Origin of the sequence: Allobosea thiooxidans, assembly GCF_900168195.1 — a bacterium.
In the GTDB taxonomy this organism is placed as follows: Bacteria; Pseudomonadota; Alphaproteobacteria; order Rhizobiales; family Beijerinckiaceae; genus Allobosea; species Allobosea thiooxidans.
Window position 1 is genome coordinate 259040 of record NZ_FUYX01000002.1, and the last position, 17094, is coordinate 276133.

Here is a 17094-nt window from a genome sequence, read left to right on the forward strand (position 1 = left end):
GACAGCCGCCAGGGGTTGGAAGACGGATGGAGGGGATGGACATCCCTCAAATCACGCTTCCCAGTCTCCGCAAGGAGATTGCTCCCCGACACAGACCGGCAGCCGGAGGCAAAACCGGCGAACCCCGAATCTCCACGGGGGACGCAGCTTAAAGCAACGACGGAGCGGGCTTTTTTGGTCTCGCCGGCTTTCCACAGGCCGGCACCGAAGAGGCTTGTCCTTCATTGCCGGCCGTGCGGGGTCTTCCCCAATCGAACGGTGTTTCGGGTCCGGACGGTTCGTCCGCTGTAGCAGGCGTCTCCACAGCGCCTCGCGAACGCGACGACTCATCCGGCGATACATCGCACCGACGCCGCTTGCGTCGTAGGGGAGTCGCGCCGATGACCGAGCGCATCCGTGAATTTCTTCGGACCCGACGTGAGGACGGTCCCTGCGTCGTCATCGACACCGATGTCGTGCGCGAGAACTATCATGCCTTCGCCCGCGCCCTGCCCGACACCCGCGTCTTCTACGCGGTGAAGGCGAACCCGGCGGCGGAGGTGCTCGCCCTGCTGGCCAAGCTCGGCTCCTGCTTCGATTGCGCCTCGGTCGTCGAGATCGAGCTCGCGCTCGCGGCTGGCGCCACGGCGGACCGCATCTCCTTCGGCAACACCATCAAGAAGGAGCGCGACGTCGTGCGCGCCATGGAGCTCGGCGTGCGCCTGTTCGCCGTCGACTGCGTGGCCGAGGTCGAGAAGGTCGCCCGTTCCGCCGAGAAGACCGGCGCCAAGGACGCGCGCATCTTCTGCCGGATCCTCTGCGACGGTGCCGGCGCCGACTGGCCGCTTTCGCGCAAGTTCGGCTGCGTGCCCGAAATGGCCGCGGACGTGCTCGAGCACGGCCATCGCCTGGGCCTCCTGGCCTATGGCATCTCGTTCCATGTCGGCTCGCAGCAGGCGAATGTGAACGCTTGGGATTCCGCCCTGGCCTCGGCCTCGGGCATCTTCAAGGAGTGCGCCATCCGCGGCATCTCGCTGTCGATGGTCAACCTCGGCGGTGGTTTCCCGGCGCGCTACCTGAAGCCGATTCCGGGCGTGCCGTCCTATGGCGACGCGATCTTCCGGGCGCTGTCGAAGCATTTCGGCAACCAGCTGCCCGAGACGATCATCGAGCCGGGCCGCGGCATGGTCGGTGAAGCGGGCCTGATCGAGGCCGAGGTCGTGCTGATCTCGAAGAAGGCCGAAACGGACGAGGTCCGCTGGGTCTATCTCGACATCGGCAAGTTCAACGGTCTCGCCGAGACCATGGACGAGGCGATCCGCTACCCCATCCGCACGACGCGCGATGGCGATGCGACCGTCCCGTGCGTGCTCGCCGGCCCGACCTGCGACTCGGTCGACGTCATGTACGAGAAGACCCCGTACATGCTGCCCTTCTCGCTGGAGATCGGCGACAAGGTGCTGATCGAGGGCACGGGCGCCTATACGACGACCTATTCGGCCGTCGCCTTCAACGGCTTCCCGCCGCTGAAGCAGTACGTCATCTGACGTCGGAGGGAACGCGAGCTCCCTCCTGATCCAATCGGGTCCGGCGAAGCGCCCTGCCGCATGGCAGGCTGCCTGACGCCAGTCGGGTGGAGCGTTCGTATCTCCAGAACGGAGATGCGGGCGTGGCTCCCGCCGGACCCCCTTCCACACAACCCATCCGCTAGATCATCGCGCGTTTGTTCGGACGCGATAACGATGATCTAACTTATTGGTATCGCATCGGATTCTTCCGAAAAGTGGCTTCCACTTTTCGGCCCGATGCGGTGGCCGCGTTCGCGCGGCGCCGGGAAGGTTCGCCGCAAGGCGAGCGCTCCGGCAGGAGGTGCGTCATGATCACGATCCGCGACGAGATCGCCGCCGACATTCCCGCCCGCGAGGCGCTGCTCGACCGTTGCCTGGGCGAACGCCGCACCGCCAAGTCCAGCGAGCGCCTGCGCGAGGGCCGGCTGCCGGCCGAGGGGCTGGCGCTCGCGGCCGAGCGCGACGGCGAACTGCTGGCGACCGTGCGCCTCTGGCATGTCGAAGCCAATGGTGTGCCGGCGCTGCTGCTCGGCCCGCTTGCGGTCAAGCCCGAGCTCCAGGGCGAGGGGCTCGGCAAGGCGATGATGCGCGAGGCGCTCTGGCGCGCGGCCTGCCGCGGGCACGGTGCGGTCATCCTCGTCGGCGACGTCCCCTATTATGCCCGTTTCGGCTTCGACCCGGCGCTGACGCACGACCTCGCCATGCCCGGCCCGGTCGAGCGCGAGCGCTTCCTCGCCATCGAGCTGCGCGGGGGCGCGCTCGCCGGTGCCCGCGGCGTGCTGGCCGCCACCGGCGCCGTGGCTTCCGCAGCCTTCGAAGCGAAGGAGGTGGCGCAGGCCGCCTGAGACCTCGCTTCTCCCGTCATCGCGCCGTCATTGCCCGGCGCTTTCCATGCGCGGACCGCGTGGAAGGCGTCGCGGCGATTGACGGCGCGATTTTGCGCTCATACGAGCTTTTCTGCTGTTTTTTATCCCCAGGAACCCAGGAGTTTGGAAGAATGACGAATTGGCCCGTCTACGGCGAGATCACCGGCCCGGTCGTGATGATCGGTTTCGGCTCGATCGGCCGCGGTACGCTGCCGCTGCTCGAACGGCACTTCAAGTTCGACAAGAGCCGCTTCGTCGTCATCGCACCAGACGATTCCAATCGCCATCTGCTCGACGAGCGCGGCATCCGCTTCATCCAGGAAGCGCTGACGCCGGCTAACTACAAGGACATCCTGGAGCCGCTGCTGACCGCCGGCGGCGGGCAGGGCTTCTGCGTCAACCTGTCCTGCGACACCGGATCGCGCGACCTGATGGAGTTCGCCTCCAGCCTCGGCGCGCTCTATATCGACACGGTCAACGAGCCCTGGCTCGGCTTCTATTTCGACGACAGCAAGGGCCCGGCCGAGCGCTCGAACTATGCGCTGCGCGAGATGACGCTCGCCGCCAAGCGGGCGCGTCCGGCAGGTACGCCGACGGCGGTCTCCTGCTGCGGCGCCAATCCCGGTATGGTCTCCTCGCTGGTGAAGCGGGCTCTGACGAACCTCGCCGCCGATATGCGTCTCAATGCGACGCAGCCCCAGACCCGGGAGGAATGGGCGGCGCTGATGCAGCGCGTCGGCGTCAAGGGCATCCATATCGCCGAGCGCGACACGCAGCGTTCGAAGAATCCCAAGCCGCCGGGCGTGTTCGTGAACACCTGGTCGGTCGAGGGCTTCATCGCCGAAGCCGTGCAGCCCGCCGAACTCGGCTGGGGTACGCATGAGAAGTGGATGCCGGCGAACGCCTATGGCCACGAGACCGGCTCGCAGGCCGCGATCTATCTGATGCAGGCCGGCGCCGAGACCAAGGTTCGGAGCTGGTGCCCGACGCCGGGTGCGCAGTACGGCTTCCTGGTCACGCATAACGAGTCGATCTCGATCGCCGACTACTTCACCGTGCGGGACGAGACGGGCAAAGCCGTTTACCGGCCGACCTGCCACTACGCTTACCACCCGGCGAACGATGCCGTGCTCTCGCTGCACGAGATGTTCGGCAATGCCGGGCGCCCGCAGGAAGAGCATCATATCCTCGAGGAGAAGGAGGTCGTCGACGGCATCGACGAGCTCGGCGTCCTGCTCTACGGCCATGACAAGGGCGCGTATTGGTTCGGCTCGCAGCTCTCGACCGAGGAGGCGCGCAAGCTCGCCCCGTACCAGACCGCGACCGGGCTGCAGGTGACCTCTTCCGTGCTCGCCGGCATGGTCTGGGCGCTGGAGAATCCGCGCGCCGGGATCGTCGAGGTCGAGGAGCTCGACTTCAACCGCTGCCTCGAGATCCAGCGACCCTATCTCGGGCCGGTGAAGGGCTACTACACCGACTGGACGCCGCTCGACGGCCGTCCGGGGCTGTTCCCGGAGGATATCGACGAGAGCGATCCCTGGCAGTTCCGGAACATCCTGGTTCGCTGAACCGTCTTCCCGTGCGCGCTGCGGCACCTCAGTGCTGCGGCGCAGGCACGGGACCGTTTTCCAGCAAGGGCGTCTTCTCGTGCAGAGGGCGCCCTTTCCTTTAACGGGCGCCTCCTTCGTCGTGCGGTCCCGCATCTGCGAGCAGCACTGCGTGCCGCGGCGCGTGCGGAGTGACGCCCTAGGGCCGGCGGACCTTCACACCCGCCAGTAGCCACGCCCCGGCCAGGAAGAAGACGATCAGGACGGCCAGGCCCGCGCGCTGGCTGGCGAAGATGCTCGTCGCCAGCGCGACCAGCGTCGGGCCCAGGAAGGACGTGACCTTGCCCGACAGGGCGAAGAGCCCGAAGAACTCGCCGATGCGGCCGGGCGGTGCGAGCCGCGCCAGCAGGCTGCGCGAGGCCGCCTGCAGCGGGCCGGCGACGAGCCCGATCAGCAGGCCGAGCGCCAGATAGACCCGCTCCGGCAGCGAGGCGTAGAGCCCGTCGCCGGGCACGGGTGGGGCTGCCGGGATCACGAACAGGATATGGTCGGCGCCGAGCGAGAGGATGCCGAGGCAGGCGAAGAGCAGGCAGGCGATAGCGCCGAGCACCACCGGCTTGCCGCCGATGGCGTCGTCGAGCTTGCCGCCAGCCCAAGCGCCGAAAGTGCCGGTGACGGTGAGCAGTATGCCGAAGACGCCGAGCTCGATGGTCTGCCAGCCGAAGACGCCGGCCGCATAGATGCCGCCGAAGGCGAAGAGCGCGACCAGAGCGTCCTGGTAGACCATGTTGGCGAGCAGGAAGCGGCCGAGCGAGGGCTGCTTCGGCAGCTCGGCCAGCGTGTCCCTGAGCCGCCCGACGCCGCCTCTGGCTGCCTCGGCGAAGCTCAGCCCCGTCCTGTGCGAATCGGGAGTGAACAGGAACATCGGCGTGACGAAGATGACGAACCAGAGCGCGGTGAGCGGCCCGGAGAAGCGGTCGCCCTCGCGTGCCACCGCGTCGAGCCCCAGGATCGGCGCGATGCCGGCCAGCGTCTTGCCGGTATGGGGATCCGCCGCCAGCAGGCCGAGCGTGATCGCGAGCGAGAGAAGCCCGCCGAGATAGCCGATCGCCCAGCCGGTGCCGGAGAGCCAGCCGAGGCGCTCGGGCGGCACCAGTCGCGTCATCATCGCGTTGTTGAAGGTGGTGGCGAATTCGGCGCCGATCGTCGCAACGACGAAACCGGTGAGCGCGATCGGCACCGCGAGCGCCGAGCCCGGCGCGGCGAACCAGAGCGCGCCCGAACCGAGGACCAGCAGCGCGCCGAAGGCGGCGATCCAGGGCTTGCGTGGCCCGGTCCTGTCGGCGATGCCGCCGAGCAGGGGCGAGAGCAGGGCGATGCAGAGGCCGGCGAGGCCCGTCGCATAGCCCCAGAGCGCCTGGCCCGCCGCCGCGTCCTGCGCCAGCGCAGACGCGAAGAAGGGCGCGAAGACGAAGGTGGTGATCAGGGTGAAGAAGGGCTGCGCGGCCCAATCGAAGAACAGCCAGGCGGTGACCGCCCGGCGCGGTGGCCAGACGGCCGGCGGAGCTTCGACAAGCGGCGCGGCTACGGTCACTGCAGGGTCGTGTCCGGGTCGCCGCCGCCGCGGGCGAGCTCGATCTCGGTGATCGCCACCAGCACCTCGGCCCGGTCCTTGAGCGTCGCCGCCTCGAGCAGGGCCTGCTTCTCGCGCGGCCCGAAGGGGCACATCATCGAGAGCGCGTTGACCAGCGCCTCGTTCGGCGCCTCGTTGACGCCCTTCCAGTCGATCTTGAGATCGTTGACCCTGGCGAAGTCGCGCAGCGCCTTGAGCAGGCCCTTGCGGTCGACCCTCTCCTCGCCGGCGCGGGCGACGAAATCGGTCGCGAAGGGCTCGTAGTCGACCCGCGCCTGCCGATAGGCCGTCGTCACCGACAATTCCTCCAGCAGCCGGAAACGGCTGATGCCGGTCAGCGTGATGATGTAGCGCCCGTCGCCGGTCTCGGCGAGCTGGGTGATGCGGCCGAGGCAGCCGACCTTGAGCAGCGGCGGGATCTCGGGCTGGCGCCCGTCATCGGGCTCGGGCTGGATCATGCCGATGACGCGCTCGGCCTTCAGCGCGTCGTCGATCATGGCGAGATAGCGCGGCTCGAAGACGTTGAGCGGCATCTGGCCGCGCGGCAGGAGCAGGGCGCCGCCCAAGGGGAAGAGCGGGATCACCTCAGGGCAATCCCCGGCCCCCTCATAGACGGCGTTCATGCCCATGGGCGCTTCGTCCTCTTCCACCTCAGGAGAACAACAGGGTCGACAGCTTGCGGCGGCCGGCGACGCTGGCCTCGTCCATCGGGCCCCAGGCCTCGAAGAACTGCAGCAGCTGCTTGCGTGCGCCGTCCTCGTTCCACTTCCTGTCGGCCCTGATGATGGCGATCAGATGGTCGACGGCCTCCTCGCGCCGGTCGCGGGCGTTGAGCGCCAGCGCCAGATCGAAGCGGGCCTGGTGGTCCTTCGGATCGGTTGCGACCTTCGCCTCCAGCTCCGCGGTGTCGCCGAGCGAGGCGGCCTGCTCGGCGAGCTCGATCGCGGCGCGCACGGCGGCAACCGCCGGATCCCCGGCCTTGTCCTGCGGCGCCGTGCCGAGGATGCCCTTGGCGCTTTCGATGTCGCCGGTGTCGAGATGCAGCCGCGCGAAGCCCGTGATGGCGGCGAGGTTATCGGGCTCGGCCTGGAGCACGCCGGCATAGAGCTCGCTCGCCCCGGCGGCGTCGCCGGCCTCGGCCGCGGCCTGCGCCGCAGCGATCAGCTCCTCCGCCGCACCCGGGCCCACCGGCCCGACGAGGCGCTCGATGAAGGCCTTCACCTGGCTCTCCGGCTGGGCGCCCATGAAGCCGTCGATCGGCTGGCCCTGCTTGAAGGCGATGACGGCGGGGATCGACTGGATGCCGAGCTGTCCGGGGATCTGCGGATGCTCGTCGATGTTCATCTTGACGAGCTTGACCTTGCCCTTCGCCGCCTGCACCGCCTTCTCGATGACGGGGGTGAGCTGCTTGCAGGGGCCGCACCACGGCGCCCAGAAATCGACGAGGACCGGCTGCTGCATCGATTCGGTGATGACGTCCTGGCGGAAGCCCTGCGTCGTGGTGTCCTTGATCAGGCCGGTTTGCGCGGCCGCTTCGCCATTGACCAGCATGGGTCGCCCTTCGTGATGATTCGTCGCGTTTTGGGGGGCGCACCGATGCGGCCGCCCGCGCCGTTGCCCCATAGATGGGATGCTTCAGCCGTTCTGTCCATCGGGCGGGACCGGCAAATCGACGATCAGCGGCTCGTGGCCGGTGCCCCGCAGAAAGGCGAGGAGGTCGTCGCGGCCGATCCGCAGCGTCGCCGTGTTGATCAGCGGATGGAAGTTGAGGTCCTCGCCCGTCATCAGATTGGCGTCGAGCACCATGGTCACGGTCTGGTCGCGGTCGTTGACGATGGCGAAGGCGGTGACCGAGCCAGGCGTCACGCCGAGCTTTTCCTGCAGGAGCTCGACCGAGCCGAAAGAGAGCCGGCCGCTGGCGCCGAGCGTTTCATGCAGGCGCTTCAGGTCGATGCGGGCATGAGCTTCGGCCGAGACCAGGAAGAGCCGGCCCTTCTTGTCCTTCAGGAACAGGTTCTTGGTGTGGTGGCCGACCATGGCGTCGCGATGCGGCGCCGTCTCCGCGACCGTGAAGACGGCGGGGTGGTCGGTGCGCTGGAAGGCGATGCCGCTCTCGGAGAGACGGGTGCAGAGCTCGTCGGGCGTCAGGGGGTTGTTCATGGCGGGCAAATCGAGAGGCGGGTCATGGCGCGAGGGAGCGGCAGGCGTTGTGCGAATCGACCGTCTCGACCGGCGAGACGGAGCGTCGCGCGCCGCCGGTCCATGCCTAGCCGCCCGGCGTGTCGACAGCAAGACAGGGCCGTGGAAGCCGGGCTTGCGCGGGGCGGAGAAAAAAGTTTCGACAAGGCGCTTGCACTCCGCCGCGCTTTGGGGCAATAACCCGGCCGCGCCGCCAACACGGCGCGACTGTCTCGGATGCGGGTGTAGCTCAGGGGTAGAGCACAACCTTGCCAAGGTTGGGGTCGAGGGTTCGAATCCCTTCGCCCGCTCCAGACAATCTCAGGACTTGAGAAGCATGCAAGCGTCGGATCTTCCGGCGCTTTTTGCTTTTTTGACTTCGGGCGATCCGGCGCTGTTTTCGAGATGTTCCGAAGGCCCGTGGTTACCTGGGGGTTACAAGTTCGCTCCGTCGCGAGCCGCGGAGCCTCACCTTCTGAAGCGATTCTCTCGGTGCCGGCGCAGGGATTGCGAATGAGGTCGACAATGGGTTCGCAGCGGCGGTGACCAGGAGACCGGTCTGTTTCGGCTCACCGGCGAATTCACCGCCTCCGTGGTGACTGCGCGGCGTCGAGACGCTGGCCGGGTATCCGAGATGATGGCCATCTTCACGGGCCATGCATCCCAATGTTCCGAACGATCTCCCGACGCTGCGACCGTCTCCGGCCGTCCGAACGGGTTTGCAAAAGCTCAGGGCTGCGCCGCCAACGCTGCTGCGATCGCCCGGCCGGCCACGGCATGGCCATAGGCGTTCCAGTGAGCGTCGGAGGCGAAGGCGAAGGGCTTGTGCTCGGCCGCCCATTCAGCCGCGAAGACCGGGTGCAGGTCGAGGAAAGGCACGCCATGCCTGGCTGCGGCCGCAGCGGCGATGGCGTTCAACCGGAGCGCCGGGCTGCCGTCGCGCCCAGCCTCGATCGCGGCGCGGTCGCCGTCCATCACCAGTTGCAGGCGGGCGCCGGCGGCCTGCGCCAGCGCCTTGAGACGGCCGACGACATGGTCGGTCGCCGCCCGGATATCGGCCTCCCGGGCCAGCACGGCACCGATCTCGACATTCGCCGCATAGCCGCCTTCGGCCGCCTGGGCCGGGCCGAGGATGGCCTCGGCGATCGCCTGCGGGCGCACCTGCCAGCGATAGAGGAAGAAGCCGGCCGTCGCCGTCCGCCTCAGGATCTCGACCGGCCCCGGGTGCCAGGGCGTCGGCGGCAGCTCGCCGGTGACCTTGCCGTTCTCGACGACGAGCTTGCGGAAGCTCGAGGTGTAGCGGCCGGGCTTGAAGACGAAGCTCTCGTCGAAATCATTGTGGACCAGCAGGACCACGATCGTATCCGGCCGCGCCTGCCCGACCTCCCGCTCCACCATCTGGACATATTGGCTCATCGGCGCGCCGGCGATGCCGTAGCGGTAGGTTTCGACGGGGCCGGCGGAGCCGAGCGCCTCGGCGGCGACCTCGGCGAAGCTGCGGTCGAAAGGGACCTGGAGCGCCTCGACGAAGCTGTCGCCGACGAAGGCGAGGCGCCGCACGCCGGGCTTGCGCTCGCGTGGATAGGCCGGCAGCGGCGAATTCCAGCCCTCGCCGTTGATCGAGAACGGCGCATCGATCTCGTCGCGCACCCGCCAGTGCCCGCTCTGGCCAGGAGCGTAGCGCACCAGCTCGTCGATGAAGGCGTTGCGCGGCACGTCCGAGCCCGGCAGCACGAAGCGGAAGACCACGAGCTCGCAGAAAGCGAGGAAGACGGCGATGCTTCCCGCCATCACCGCGAGATTGACGAGCAGACCGCGCTGACGGGAGCGGGCAGGAACGGCCATCGAGGTCAATCCAGCTCGAAGCGCGAGGTGTAGTCGAGCGCCAGCGCCGGGTCCTGGCGCTCCTTGCGCAGGACGCAGGTGCCGACGACCAGCATCTCGATATCCGAGCCCATGAAGCAGCGGAAGGCATCCTCCGGCGTGCAGACGATCGGCTCGCCGCGGACATTGAAGCTGGTGTTGACCAGCACCGGGCAGCCCGTGGCGGCCTTGAAGCCGCTCAGCAGCCCATGGAAGCGCGGATTGGTCTCGGCATGCACGGTCTGGAGCCGCGCCGAATAGTCGACATGGGTCACGGCCGGGATTTCGGAGCGGGCGACGTTGAGCTTGTCGATGCCGAACAGCGCCTCCTCCGCGGCGGTCATGGTCCGCCGGCGCTCCCGCCGGACCTCGGCGACCATCAGCATGTAGGGCGAAACGTCCTCGTGCTCGAACCAGTCGCCGACATCCTCCGCCAGCACGGCCGGGGCGAAGGGGCGGAAGGATTCGCGGAATTTTACCCGCAGATTGAGGGTTTTCTGCATGCTCGGGCTGCGCGGATCGCCCAGGATCGAGCGGCCGCCCAGCGCGCGAGGGCCGAACTCCATGCGGCCCTGGAACCAGCCGACCGCCTTGCCGGCAACGAGCCCCTCGACCGTCTGCGCCAGCATGCCGGCTTCGTCGTGTTCCTCGAAGACGGCGCCGACGGCGCGCAGGCGTCCGGCGATCTCGTCCGGCGCGAAGGCGGGTCCGAGATAGGCGCCCGCCATGCCGTCGAGGCCCGTGGCGACGGTCCGCGGCTTGCCGAACTCGCGGTGATGGGCGGCGAGCGCGGCCCCGAGCGCCCCGCCCGCATCGCCCGATGCCGGCTGCACCCAGACCTTGTCGAAGCGGCCGTCGCGCAGGATCTTGCCGTTGGCAACGCAGTTCAGCGCGACGCCGCCGGCCAGGCAGAGATTGCGCTCCCCTGTCTCGGCCGCGAGCGAGCGCGTCATCCGCAGCACGACCTCCTCGGTGACGGCCTGGATCGAGGCGGCGATATCCATGTGGAACGGCGTCAGCTGTGCCTCGCCCGCCCGTGCGGGTTCGCCGAACAGCGCCTCGAAGCGGGCGTTGGTCATGGTGAACCCGCCCATATAGTCGAAATAGCGCTGGTCGAGCCGGAAGCTGCCGTCCGGCTTGAGGTCGACGAGATGGTCGAGGATGGTCTGCGTATGCGCCGGGCGGCCATAGGGCGCCAGGCCCATCAGCTTGTACTCGCCGGAATTGACCTTGAAGCCGGCATAGTGGGTGAAGGCCGAATAGAGCAACCCGAGCGAATGCGGGAAGTGCAGCTCCTTGACGATGTCGAGCGCGGCTCCGTTGCCGAGCGCGACCGAGCTGGTCGGCCATTCGCCGACGCCGTCGAGCGTCAGGACCAGCGCCCGCTCGAACGGGGACGGGTAGAAGGCGCTGGCGGCGTGGCTGAGATGGTGCTCGCTGAACAGGAGTTTCGCCGGATCGAATTCGGCGTCGAGCGCCTTCAGCTCGTCGCCCAGCAGGCTCTTCTGGAACAGCTTTTCGCGCAGCCAGAGCGGCATCGCCGTGAGGAACTGCCGGAAACCGCGCGGTGCCACCGAGAGATAGGTCTCGAGGAGCCGCTCGAACTTGACGAAGGGTTTCTCGTAGAACACCACCGCGTCGAGCTGGGACAGCTTCAGCCCGGTCTGCGCCAGGCAATAGCCGATCGCCTGCGCGGGGAAGCCGGCATCGTGCTTGACGCGCGTGAAGCGTTCCTCCTGCGCGGCCGCGAACGGCACGCCATCGACGACCAGCGCCGCCGCGGAGTCGTGATAATAGGCCGAGATGCCGAGGATGCGCATCGCGTCGGTCAGAACAGCGTGTAGATGAAGGGGGCGACGGCCGAGCCCTTGGTGAGCACGACGAGCCCGCCCATCACCACCATCATCACCACGATCGGGATGAGCCAGTATTTCTTGCGGGCGAGCAGGAACTCGGTGATCTCGCGGAGGAAGGACAAGGGGCGCTGCTCCTGCTCTCAATACTGCTTGGTCATCGGGCCCGGCCCGGCGGGATCGCGCGCGATCCAGTAGCTTTGCGCGCCGCGGTCAAAGCCGGGCGGGATCGGACGCTTGCCAAACAGACGCATGATCAGCGCGATCGGCGTGAAGACGAGGAAGAACATGGCGCCCATGATCAGCGGCGTCATGATCTTGTGCAGCAGCAGGCCGAAGCGGAACCAGAGCGCGTTCAGCGGTTTCAGCAGCGCCGGCACCAGCAGCGCCGCCCCGGCGAACACCGCCGCGGCGCTGCTCCAGCCGAGCGCGAAACCACCATGGCCGCGCCAGAGCGCGAGCAGCGCCAGGATGGCGAAGAAACCGGCCATGACCAGCCCGAACTGTCGTTCGCTGGATTTGTTGACGGTCTCTTCCGGCCCGCGTCGCTGAAAATCAGACATCGCCCGCTCCGCTCGTCGCCCTTCGGATTTCGTTCGGTCGGCGCCGCATCAAGGCGGGCAGCCGGGGCTCTTTAGAACATCGGACGGAAAAGTGGAATCCCGGTTCTCCGAACATCCCATGCCGAAACAATGGGCCGGATCGCCATTTGCTTCCGACGAGACGCAGGGCGAAGCAGGTGCCGACTTCGTCAAGCATGCCGGAGGAGGCTGTCTATACGCTCGCCCGCCGAATGCGGATCCGGCTTAAGCACAAGCCGATCTGCTCGATGCTGGGACAGCGTCTGCTTTCCCGGCACCGTGCCGCACATGTTCGACAATCCCGGGCAGACGGTCGCCCGTGCGATCCGGGTGACCACGCTGCATTCCGATACGCCGGCCCGGGAAAGTTGACGCAAGAACCGCCAGGGCTCCGCCAGATTGCGCCGATCGAGTCGCGGCGGGGGGGCGATGCGCCGGCCGGGCCGGCGCCGCGCTTCGAGCTGTCAGGCGCCGAGGCCACCCATCAGCACGTATTTGATGTCGACGAACTCGTCGATGCCATGGGCGGAACCCTCGCGGCCGAGGCCGGATTCCTTGACGCCGCCGAAGGGTGCGACCTCGGTGCCGAGGATGGCCGAGTTGACGCCGACCATGCCGTATTCGAGCTCCTCCGCGACGCGGAAGGCGCGGCCGAGATCCCTGGTGTAGAAATAGGCGGCGAGGCCGAAAGGCGTGTCGTTGGCGAGCCGGACGACCTCGTCCTCGTCGGCGAAGCGATAGACCGGTGCGATCGGGCCGAAGGTCTCCTCGCGCGTGACCAGCATCCTGGTCGTCACGCCCGACAGCACGGTCGGCTCATAGAAGGTGCGGCCGAGCGCATGGCGCTTGCCGCCGACCATCACCTTCGCGCCGTTGGCGAGCGCATCGGCGACATGGCGCTCGACCTTCTCGACCGCCCGCTCGTTGATCAGCGGCCCCTGCACGACGCCGACCTCGGCGCCGTTGCCGACCTTCATCTTGGCGACCTCGCCGGCGAATTTCTCGACGAAGGCGTCGTGGATGCCGGCCTGGACGAAGAGCCGGTTGGTGCAGACGCAGGTCTGGCCCATGTTGCGGAACTTGGCGGCGATGGCGCCCTGCACGGCGGCGTCGAGATCGGCGTCGTCGAAGACGATGAAGGGGGCGTTGCCGCCGAGCTCGAGGCCGACCCGCTTCACCGTCGAGGCCGCCTGCTGCATCAGCAGCTTGCCGACAGGCGTCGAACCGGTGAAGCCGATGAAGCGCACCGCCGGGTGCGAGGTCATGACCTTGCCGATCGCGACCGCGTCACCGGTGACGATGTTGATGACGCCCTTGGGGAAGCCCGCCTGCTCTGCCAGCGCGACGAGGGCGAGCGCGGTGAGGGGAGTGTCCGGCGCGGGCTTGACCACGAAGGTGCAGCCGGCGGCGAGGCCCGGCGCGCATTTGCGCGTGATCATCGCGGCCGGGAAGTTCCAGGGCGTGATCGCGGCGCAGACGCCGACCGGCTGCCTGGTGACGATGATGCGCGAGCCCGGGAAGGGCGAGGGAATGGTCTCGCCATAGATGCGCTTGGCTTCCTCGGCGTAGAACTCGACGAAGGAGGCGGCATAGGCGACCTCACCGCGGGCTTCGGCGAGCGGCTTGCCCTGCTCGGCGGTCATGATCCGTGCCAAATCCTCCTGGTTCGCCATGATCAGCTCGAACCATCTGCGCAGGATCTGCGAGCGCTCCTTGGCGCTCTTCTTCGCCCAGGGCTTGAAGGCGCGGGCTGCAGCCTCGACCGCCGCGGTGGTCTCGCTCTCGCCGAAGCGCGGCACCTTCGCCAGCACGTCACCGGTCGCCGGATTGTCGATCGCATCGACGCCCTCGCCGATCCAGGCGCCGTCGACATAGCATTGGGTGCGCGCCAGCGAGGGATCGCTCAGCGTCAGGCCGGTGAGAGCCACGGTCATCCAGAATTCTCCTGTCGAATGGGGCGGCGAGGCTCAGCCTCGCCAATCGCCTTCGCCCTGTCCAATCCGCATATGCATGGCAGGGGCGCTTGCGCTCGGCGGCGGACCGTCCGAAAGCGCGCGCCGCGGCTTCCTCAGCTCGCGATCTCCGGCCCCTCAAGGCATTCTTCCAATTGCCGGAGCAGGCTCTGCAGCTCAAGCAGGCGCCCGCTGCCATAGCGGCCGGTGATCTCGCGATAGATCGCCTCGGATTCGGTGCCGGCGCGCTCGATCAGGTCGAGCCCCTTCGGCGAGATCGCGACGATGCCGCGGCGCAGATCGGTGGACGAAGTGCTGCGCAGGATCAGGCCGCGCTCGTCGAGGTCCTTGAGGATGCGCGACAGGCTGGGTGCGAGCAGGAAAGTCGCCTCGGCCAGCTCCGTCACCTCGAAATTCTCGCCCGAGGTCAAAGCGCGCAACACGCGCCATTGCTGCTCGGTGATGCCGAAGCGCCTGAGGCTCGCCCGGAAATGGCGCATCACGGCCTCGCGCGCCCGCAGCAGCGACATCGGCAGCGATTTCGAGAAATGCCGGATCCGGACGCGGGCGGCGGCCTGGTCGGGATCCCGCGGCGTCGCGCTCGCATTCCTGCGCACTGGTTCAGACATGAAAGCTCCCGGGACCGTGGCGCGGCGTCGCCCGAAGCCGATACCGCGCCAGCCTTGCGTCAGGCTACCACCTTCTCCGGAAGGCCGCGCCGTTTCAGATATTCGCGATAATTGCTGGTCTTGAAGTTCAGCGTCTCGTCGGCCTCCTCCATCTGCACGGAGAGGCCGAGCGGCCGCGACGCGCTGACCGGCGCGAGCAGCGCCTTCGCGGCGTCGAAGACGCGTCCCGCGGCCACTTTCTTGTCCTCGTCCGAGCGGCCCTTGGCGATGCGCAGCAGCACGTGCACGAAGGCGTTGTCGGGGTGCCCGTCGACGATCAGATAGTTGGCGACGGGGACGCCGCGGGTGCGGGCGCCGGCGAAGGGAAAGACCGTCCCGTCGCCGATGAGCGCGTCCTGCACCGCCTTGAGCAAAGCGGGGACCTCGATGTCGGCTTCGAGATTGGCCGAGTACTCGACCCAGATGTGAGGCATGGCGGCGTTTCCGTGGTCTTCAGCGGAGGGAGGCGATGGCGGCGGCGACGCCGCAGCCCGGCGCCGGCACCTTGTGGCCGAGCGCGGTCAGGCTGAGTTCGAGGTAGTGCAGGTCCGTCAGGATCTCGGCTTCGCTGATCTGTCCCATCGTGCCGATGCGGACGACCCGGCCGTTCAGCTTGTTGCGGGCGCCGGCGATGACGGTGTTGTAGGTCTCGTACATGTGCTTGACGATCGGGCCGGCCGACAGCGGCTCGGGAACGGAAGCGACGACGACGGTCTGCGATGCGGAGGCAGGGTCGCCGAAGGCCGGCAGGCCGAGGGCGACGCAGCCGGCGCGCAGGGCGTCCGAGAGCCGCTTGTGGCGCGCGAAGACCTGCGGCAGCCCTTCCTCATGGATCGCCCGCAGCGATTCCTGGATGCCGAACAGCAGGGAGACCGGGCAGGTGAAGGCGGTCTCGTGCTTGTCGACGGTGGCGAGCGCCTTGCGCATGTCGAGATAGAAGCGCGGGCAGCGGTCGTCGCGCTCGATCACCTTGCGCGCCTTCTCGCTGACGCTGGCAAAGCCGAGTCCGGGCGGGCACATCAGCGCCTTCTGGGAGCCGGTGACGACAATGTCGACGCGCCATTCGTCCTGCCGCAACTCCATGCCGGCGAGGCCGCTGACGGAATCGACGAGGAAGAGCGTGTCGCGGTCGCGCAGCAGCCTGCCGATCGCGGCGAGGTCGGTCACCGCGCCGGTCGAGCTCTCGTTGTGGACGGTGATGAGGGCGCGATAGTTCGCGGTCTCCAGCTTGGCTGCGACCACGGCCGGGTCGGGCGCCCAGCCCCATTCGCTCTCGATGACGTCGACTTCGGCGCCGAGTTCGCGCGCGATCTGGGCGTAGCGGTCGCCGAACTGGCCATGGGCCAGGGCCAGCACCTTCTCGCCCGGCGCGAGCACGTTGACGAGGCTCGCCTCCATGACGCCGGTGCCGGAGGCGCCGAAGGTCAGCACCGGCGCCTTCGTGCCGAACAGCGGCTGGATCAGGCGCTGGATCTCCTCCAGCACCACGCGCATCTCGGGGCCGCGATGGTTGATGATTGGGCGGGCGGTGGCCTGGCGGATGCGCTCCGGGATCGAGATCGGGCCGGGCAGGCGCAGGCGGTACGGATAGGGGCTCGAAGGCGACGTCGTCACGGGAAGAAGCTCCGGAAGGCTGGGCTTGGCATGGCCGGCTTTTCGCCGGTCAGTGGATGACCTGCTGGATGAATTGGCGAGCCCGCTCGGTACGGGGGGCGGAGAAGAAGCTGTCGGGCGTGCCCACCTCGGCGATCGCGCCATCGGCCATGAAGACGACGCGGTCGGCGACCGCGCGGGCGAAACCCATCTCATGGGTGACGCAGATCATGGTCATGCCGGTGCCGGCGAGCTCGATCATCACGTCCAGCACCTCCTTGACCATTTCCGGGTCGAGGGCCGAGGTCGGCTCGTCGAACAGCATGACGTCCGGCTCCATCGCCAGCGCCCGGGCGATCGCGACGCGCTGCTGCTGCCCGCCCGAGAGCTGGTTGGGGAATTTCAGGGCCTGATGGCCGATATGGACGCGCTCCAGCAGCTCCATCGCGCGCGCCTCCGCGGCGGCGCGGGGCACGCGCTTCAGCTTGATCGGCCCGAGCGTCAGATTGTCGAGGATCGACAGATGCGGGAACAGGTTGAAGCTCTGGAAGACCATGCCGACGCGCTGGCGGATCTTCTCGATGTTGTCGTCGTCCTGGTCGACGCGCTCGCCGGCCACGGTGATCGTGCCCTGCTCATAGGCCTCGAGGCCGTTGATGCAGCGGATCATCGTCGACTTGCCGGAGCCCGAGGGCCCGCAGACAACGATGCGCTCGCCGCGCCTGACCTCGAGGTCGATGTCCCTGAGGACATGGAACTGGTTGTACCACTTGTTGACGTTGGCGAGCTGGATGAGCGGATTTTCCATGGCGT

The 17094-nt window shown here is 68.0% G+C and carries 16 protein-coding genes and 1 tRNA gene; 4 read left to right on the top strand and 13 right to left on the bottom strand.

Features of this window, described 5'->3' with window-relative positions; translation table 11 throughout:
• Positions 1-380: 380 nt before the first annotated feature.
• The 3 genes from B5Y19_RS04300 to B5Y19_RS04310 all read left to right on the top strand — a co-directional run bounded on the left by B5Y19_RS04300 (position 381) and on the right by B5Y19_RS04310 (position 3981).
• Complete coding sequence (locus B5Y19_RS04300; RefSeq protein WP_055729016.1) at positions 381-1526, top strand: type III PLP-dependent enzyme; 1146 nt, start codon at positions 381-383, stop codon at positions 1524-1526.
• Positions 1527-1855: 329 nt separating this feature from the next.
• Complete coding sequence (locus B5Y19_RS04305; RefSeq protein ID WP_055729015.1) at positions 1856-2392, top strand: GNAT family N-acetyltransferase; 537 nt, start codon at positions 1856-1858, stop codon at positions 2390-2392.
• Between the two features lie 152 nt (positions 2393-2544).
• A complete protein-coding gene (locus tag B5Y19_RS04310) occupies positions 2545-3981 on the top strand; it encodes a homospermidine synthase (RefSeq protein ID WP_055729014.1) in 1437 nt (478 codons plus the stop codon).
• 178 nt (positions 3982-4159) lie between these two features.
• On the opposite strand, the gene B5Y19_RS04315 is transcribed toward B5Y19_RS04310, so the two are convergent.
• The 4 genes from B5Y19_RS04315 to B5Y19_RS04330 form a co-directional block, all read right to left on the bottom strand.
• A complete protein-coding gene (locus B5Y19_RS04315; RefSeq protein ID WP_055729013.1) occupies positions 4160-5554 on the bottom strand; it encodes an MFS transporter in 1395 nt (464 codons plus the stop codon).
• Positions 5551-6222 (bottom strand): LON peptidase substrate-binding domain-containing protein, encoded by a 672-nt coding sequence (locus tag B5Y19_RS04320; RefSeq protein ID WP_055729012.1) that lies wholly within the window; start codon positions 6220-6222, stop codon positions 5551-5553. Before B5Y19_RS04320 ends, B5Y19_RS04315 begins: the two co-directional genes overlap by 4 nt.
• A 22-nt stretch (positions 6223-6244) precedes the next feature.
• Positions 6245-7144, bottom strand: coding sequence for a thioredoxin (gene trxA, locus B5Y19_RS04325; protein WP_055729011.1), 900 nt, complete (start codon positions 7142-7144; stop codon positions 6245-6247).
• A gap of 84 nt (positions 7145-7228) precedes the next feature.
• Positions 7229-7753, bottom strand: a complete 525-nt coding sequence (locus tag B5Y19_RS04330) for a prolyl-tRNA synthetase associated domain-containing protein (RefSeq protein WP_055729010.1) — start codon at positions 7751-7753, stop codon at positions 7229-7231.
• 257 nt (positions 7754-8010) lie between these two features.
• Here B5Y19_RS04330 and B5Y19_RS04335 point away from each other — a divergent pair.
• Positions 8011-8085, top strand: a tRNA-Gly gene (locus tag B5Y19_RS04335).
• Between the two features lie 415 nt (positions 8086-8500).
• Here the strand turns inward: B5Y19_RS04335 and B5Y19_RS04340 are convergent.
• The 9 genes from B5Y19_RS04340 to B5Y19_RS04375 form a co-directional block, all read right to left on the bottom strand.
• On the bottom strand, positions 8501-9616 hold the full coding sequence (locus B5Y19_RS04340; RefSeq protein ID WP_055730540.1) for an SGNH/GDSL hydrolase family protein: 1116 nt from the start codon (positions 9614-9616) through the stop codon (positions 8501-8503).
• Between the two features lie 5 nt (positions 9617-9621).
• Positions 9622-11454 carry a carbamoyltransferase family protein gene (locus B5Y19_RS04345; protein WP_055730539.1) on the bottom strand — a complete coding sequence of 611 codons (1833 nt, stop codon included), beginning with the start codon at positions 11452-11454 and terminating at the stop codon, positions 9622-9624.
• Positions 11455-11462: 8 nt separating this feature from the next.
• Positions 11463-11612: a DUF5989 family protein gene (locus B5Y19_RS26010; protein WP_176168560.1), complete on the bottom strand. Its 150-nt coding sequence runs from the start codon at positions 11610-11612 to the stop codon at positions 11463-11465.
• A gap of 18 nt (positions 11613-11630) precedes the next feature.
• Positions 11631-12050, bottom strand: a complete 420-nt coding sequence (locus B5Y19_RS04350) for an SxtJ family membrane protein (RefSeq protein WP_055730538.1) — start codon at positions 12048-12050, stop codon at positions 11631-11633.
• 482 nt (positions 12051-12532) lie between these two features.
• Positions 12533-14002 (bottom strand): NAD-dependent succinate-semialdehyde dehydrogenase, encoded by a 1470-nt coding sequence (locus tag B5Y19_RS04355; protein ID WP_055730537.1) that lies wholly within the window; start codon positions 14000-14002, stop codon positions 12533-12535.
• Between the two features lie 134 nt (positions 14003-14136).
• Positions 14137-14649, bottom strand: coding sequence for a homoprotocatechuate degradation operon regulator HpaR (gene hpaR / locus B5Y19_RS04360; protein WP_055730536.1), 513 nt, complete (start codon positions 14647-14649; stop codon positions 14137-14139).
• 59 nt (positions 14650-14708) lie between these two features.
• The gene (locus B5Y19_RS04365) at positions 14709-15122 is read right to left on the bottom strand and encodes a 5-carboxymethyl-2-hydroxymuconate Delta-isomerase (protein WP_055730535.1); all 414 of its coding nucleotides are present in this window, start codon (positions 15120-15122) and stop codon (positions 14709-14711) included.
• Positions 15123-15141: 19 nt separating this feature from the next.
• The gene (locus B5Y19_RS04370) at positions 15142-16302 is read right to left on the bottom strand and encodes a pyridoxal-phosphate-dependent aminotransferase family protein (RefSeq protein WP_055730534.1); all 1161 of its coding nucleotides are present in this window, start codon (positions 16300-16302) and stop codon (positions 15142-15144) included.
• A gap of 49 nt (positions 16303-16351) precedes the next feature.
• Positions 16352-17089 (bottom strand): amino acid ABC transporter ATP-binding protein, encoded by a 738-nt coding sequence (locus B5Y19_RS04375; protein ID WP_055730533.1) that lies wholly within the window; start codon positions 17087-17089, stop codon positions 16352-16354.
• Between the last annotated feature and the right edge of the window lie 5 nt (positions 17090-17094).

Excerpts from the sequence above, each read along its gene's own strand:
- trxA (WP_055729011.1), bottom strand. The coding sequence starts at position 7,144 with ATGCTGGTCAATGGCGAAGCGGCCGCGCAAACCGGCCTGATCAAGGAC.
- B5Y19_RS04350 (WP_055730538.1), bottom strand. The coding sequence starts at position 12,050 with ATGTCTGATTTTCAGCGACGCGGGCCGGAAGAGACCGTCAACAAATCC.
- B5Y19_RS04365 (WP_055730535.1), bottom strand. The coding sequence starts at position 15,122 with ATGCCTCACATCTGGGTCGAGTACTCGGCCAATCTCGAAGCCGACATC.
- B5Y19_RS04375 (WP_055730533.1), bottom strand. The coding sequence starts at position 17,089 with ATGGAAAATCCGCTCATCCAGCTCGCCAACGTCAACAAGTGGTACAAC.
- hpaR (WP_055730536.1), bottom strand. The coding sequence starts at position 14,649 with ATGTCTGAACCAGTGCGCAGGAATGCGAGCGCGACGCCGCGGGATCCC.
- B5Y19_RS04320 (WP_055729012.1), bottom strand. The coding sequence starts at position 6,222 with ATGGGCATGAACGCCGTCTATGAGGGGGCCGGGGATTGCCCTGAGGTG.
- B5Y19_RS04330 (WP_055729010.1), bottom strand. The coding sequence starts at position 7,753 with ATGAACAACCCCCTGACGCCCGACGAGCTCTGCACCCGTCTCTCCGAG.
- B5Y19_RS04345 (WP_055730539.1), bottom strand. The coding sequence starts at position 11,454 with ATGCGCATCCTCGGCATCTCGGCCTATTATCACGACTCCGCGGCGGCG.
- B5Y19_RS04310 (WP_055729014.1), top strand. The coding sequence starts at position 2,545 with ATGACGAATTGGCCCGTCTACGGCGAGATCACCGGCCCGGTCGTGATG.
- B5Y19_RS04355 (WP_055730537.1), bottom strand. The coding sequence starts at position 14,002 with ATGACCGTGGCTCTCACCGGCCTGACGCTGAGCGATCCCTCGCTGGCG.
- B5Y19_RS04300 (WP_055729016.1), top strand. The coding sequence starts at position 381 with ATGACCGAGCGCATCCGTGAATTTCTTCGGACCCGACGTGAGGACGGT.
- B5Y19_RS04340 (WP_055730540.1), bottom strand. The coding sequence starts at position 9,616 with ATGGCCGTTCCTGCCCGCTCCCGTCAGCGCGGTCTGCTCGTCAATCTC.
- B5Y19_RS04305 (WP_055729015.1), top strand. The coding sequence starts at position 1,856 with ATGATCACGATCCGCGACGAGATCGCCGCCGACATTCCCGCCCGCGAG.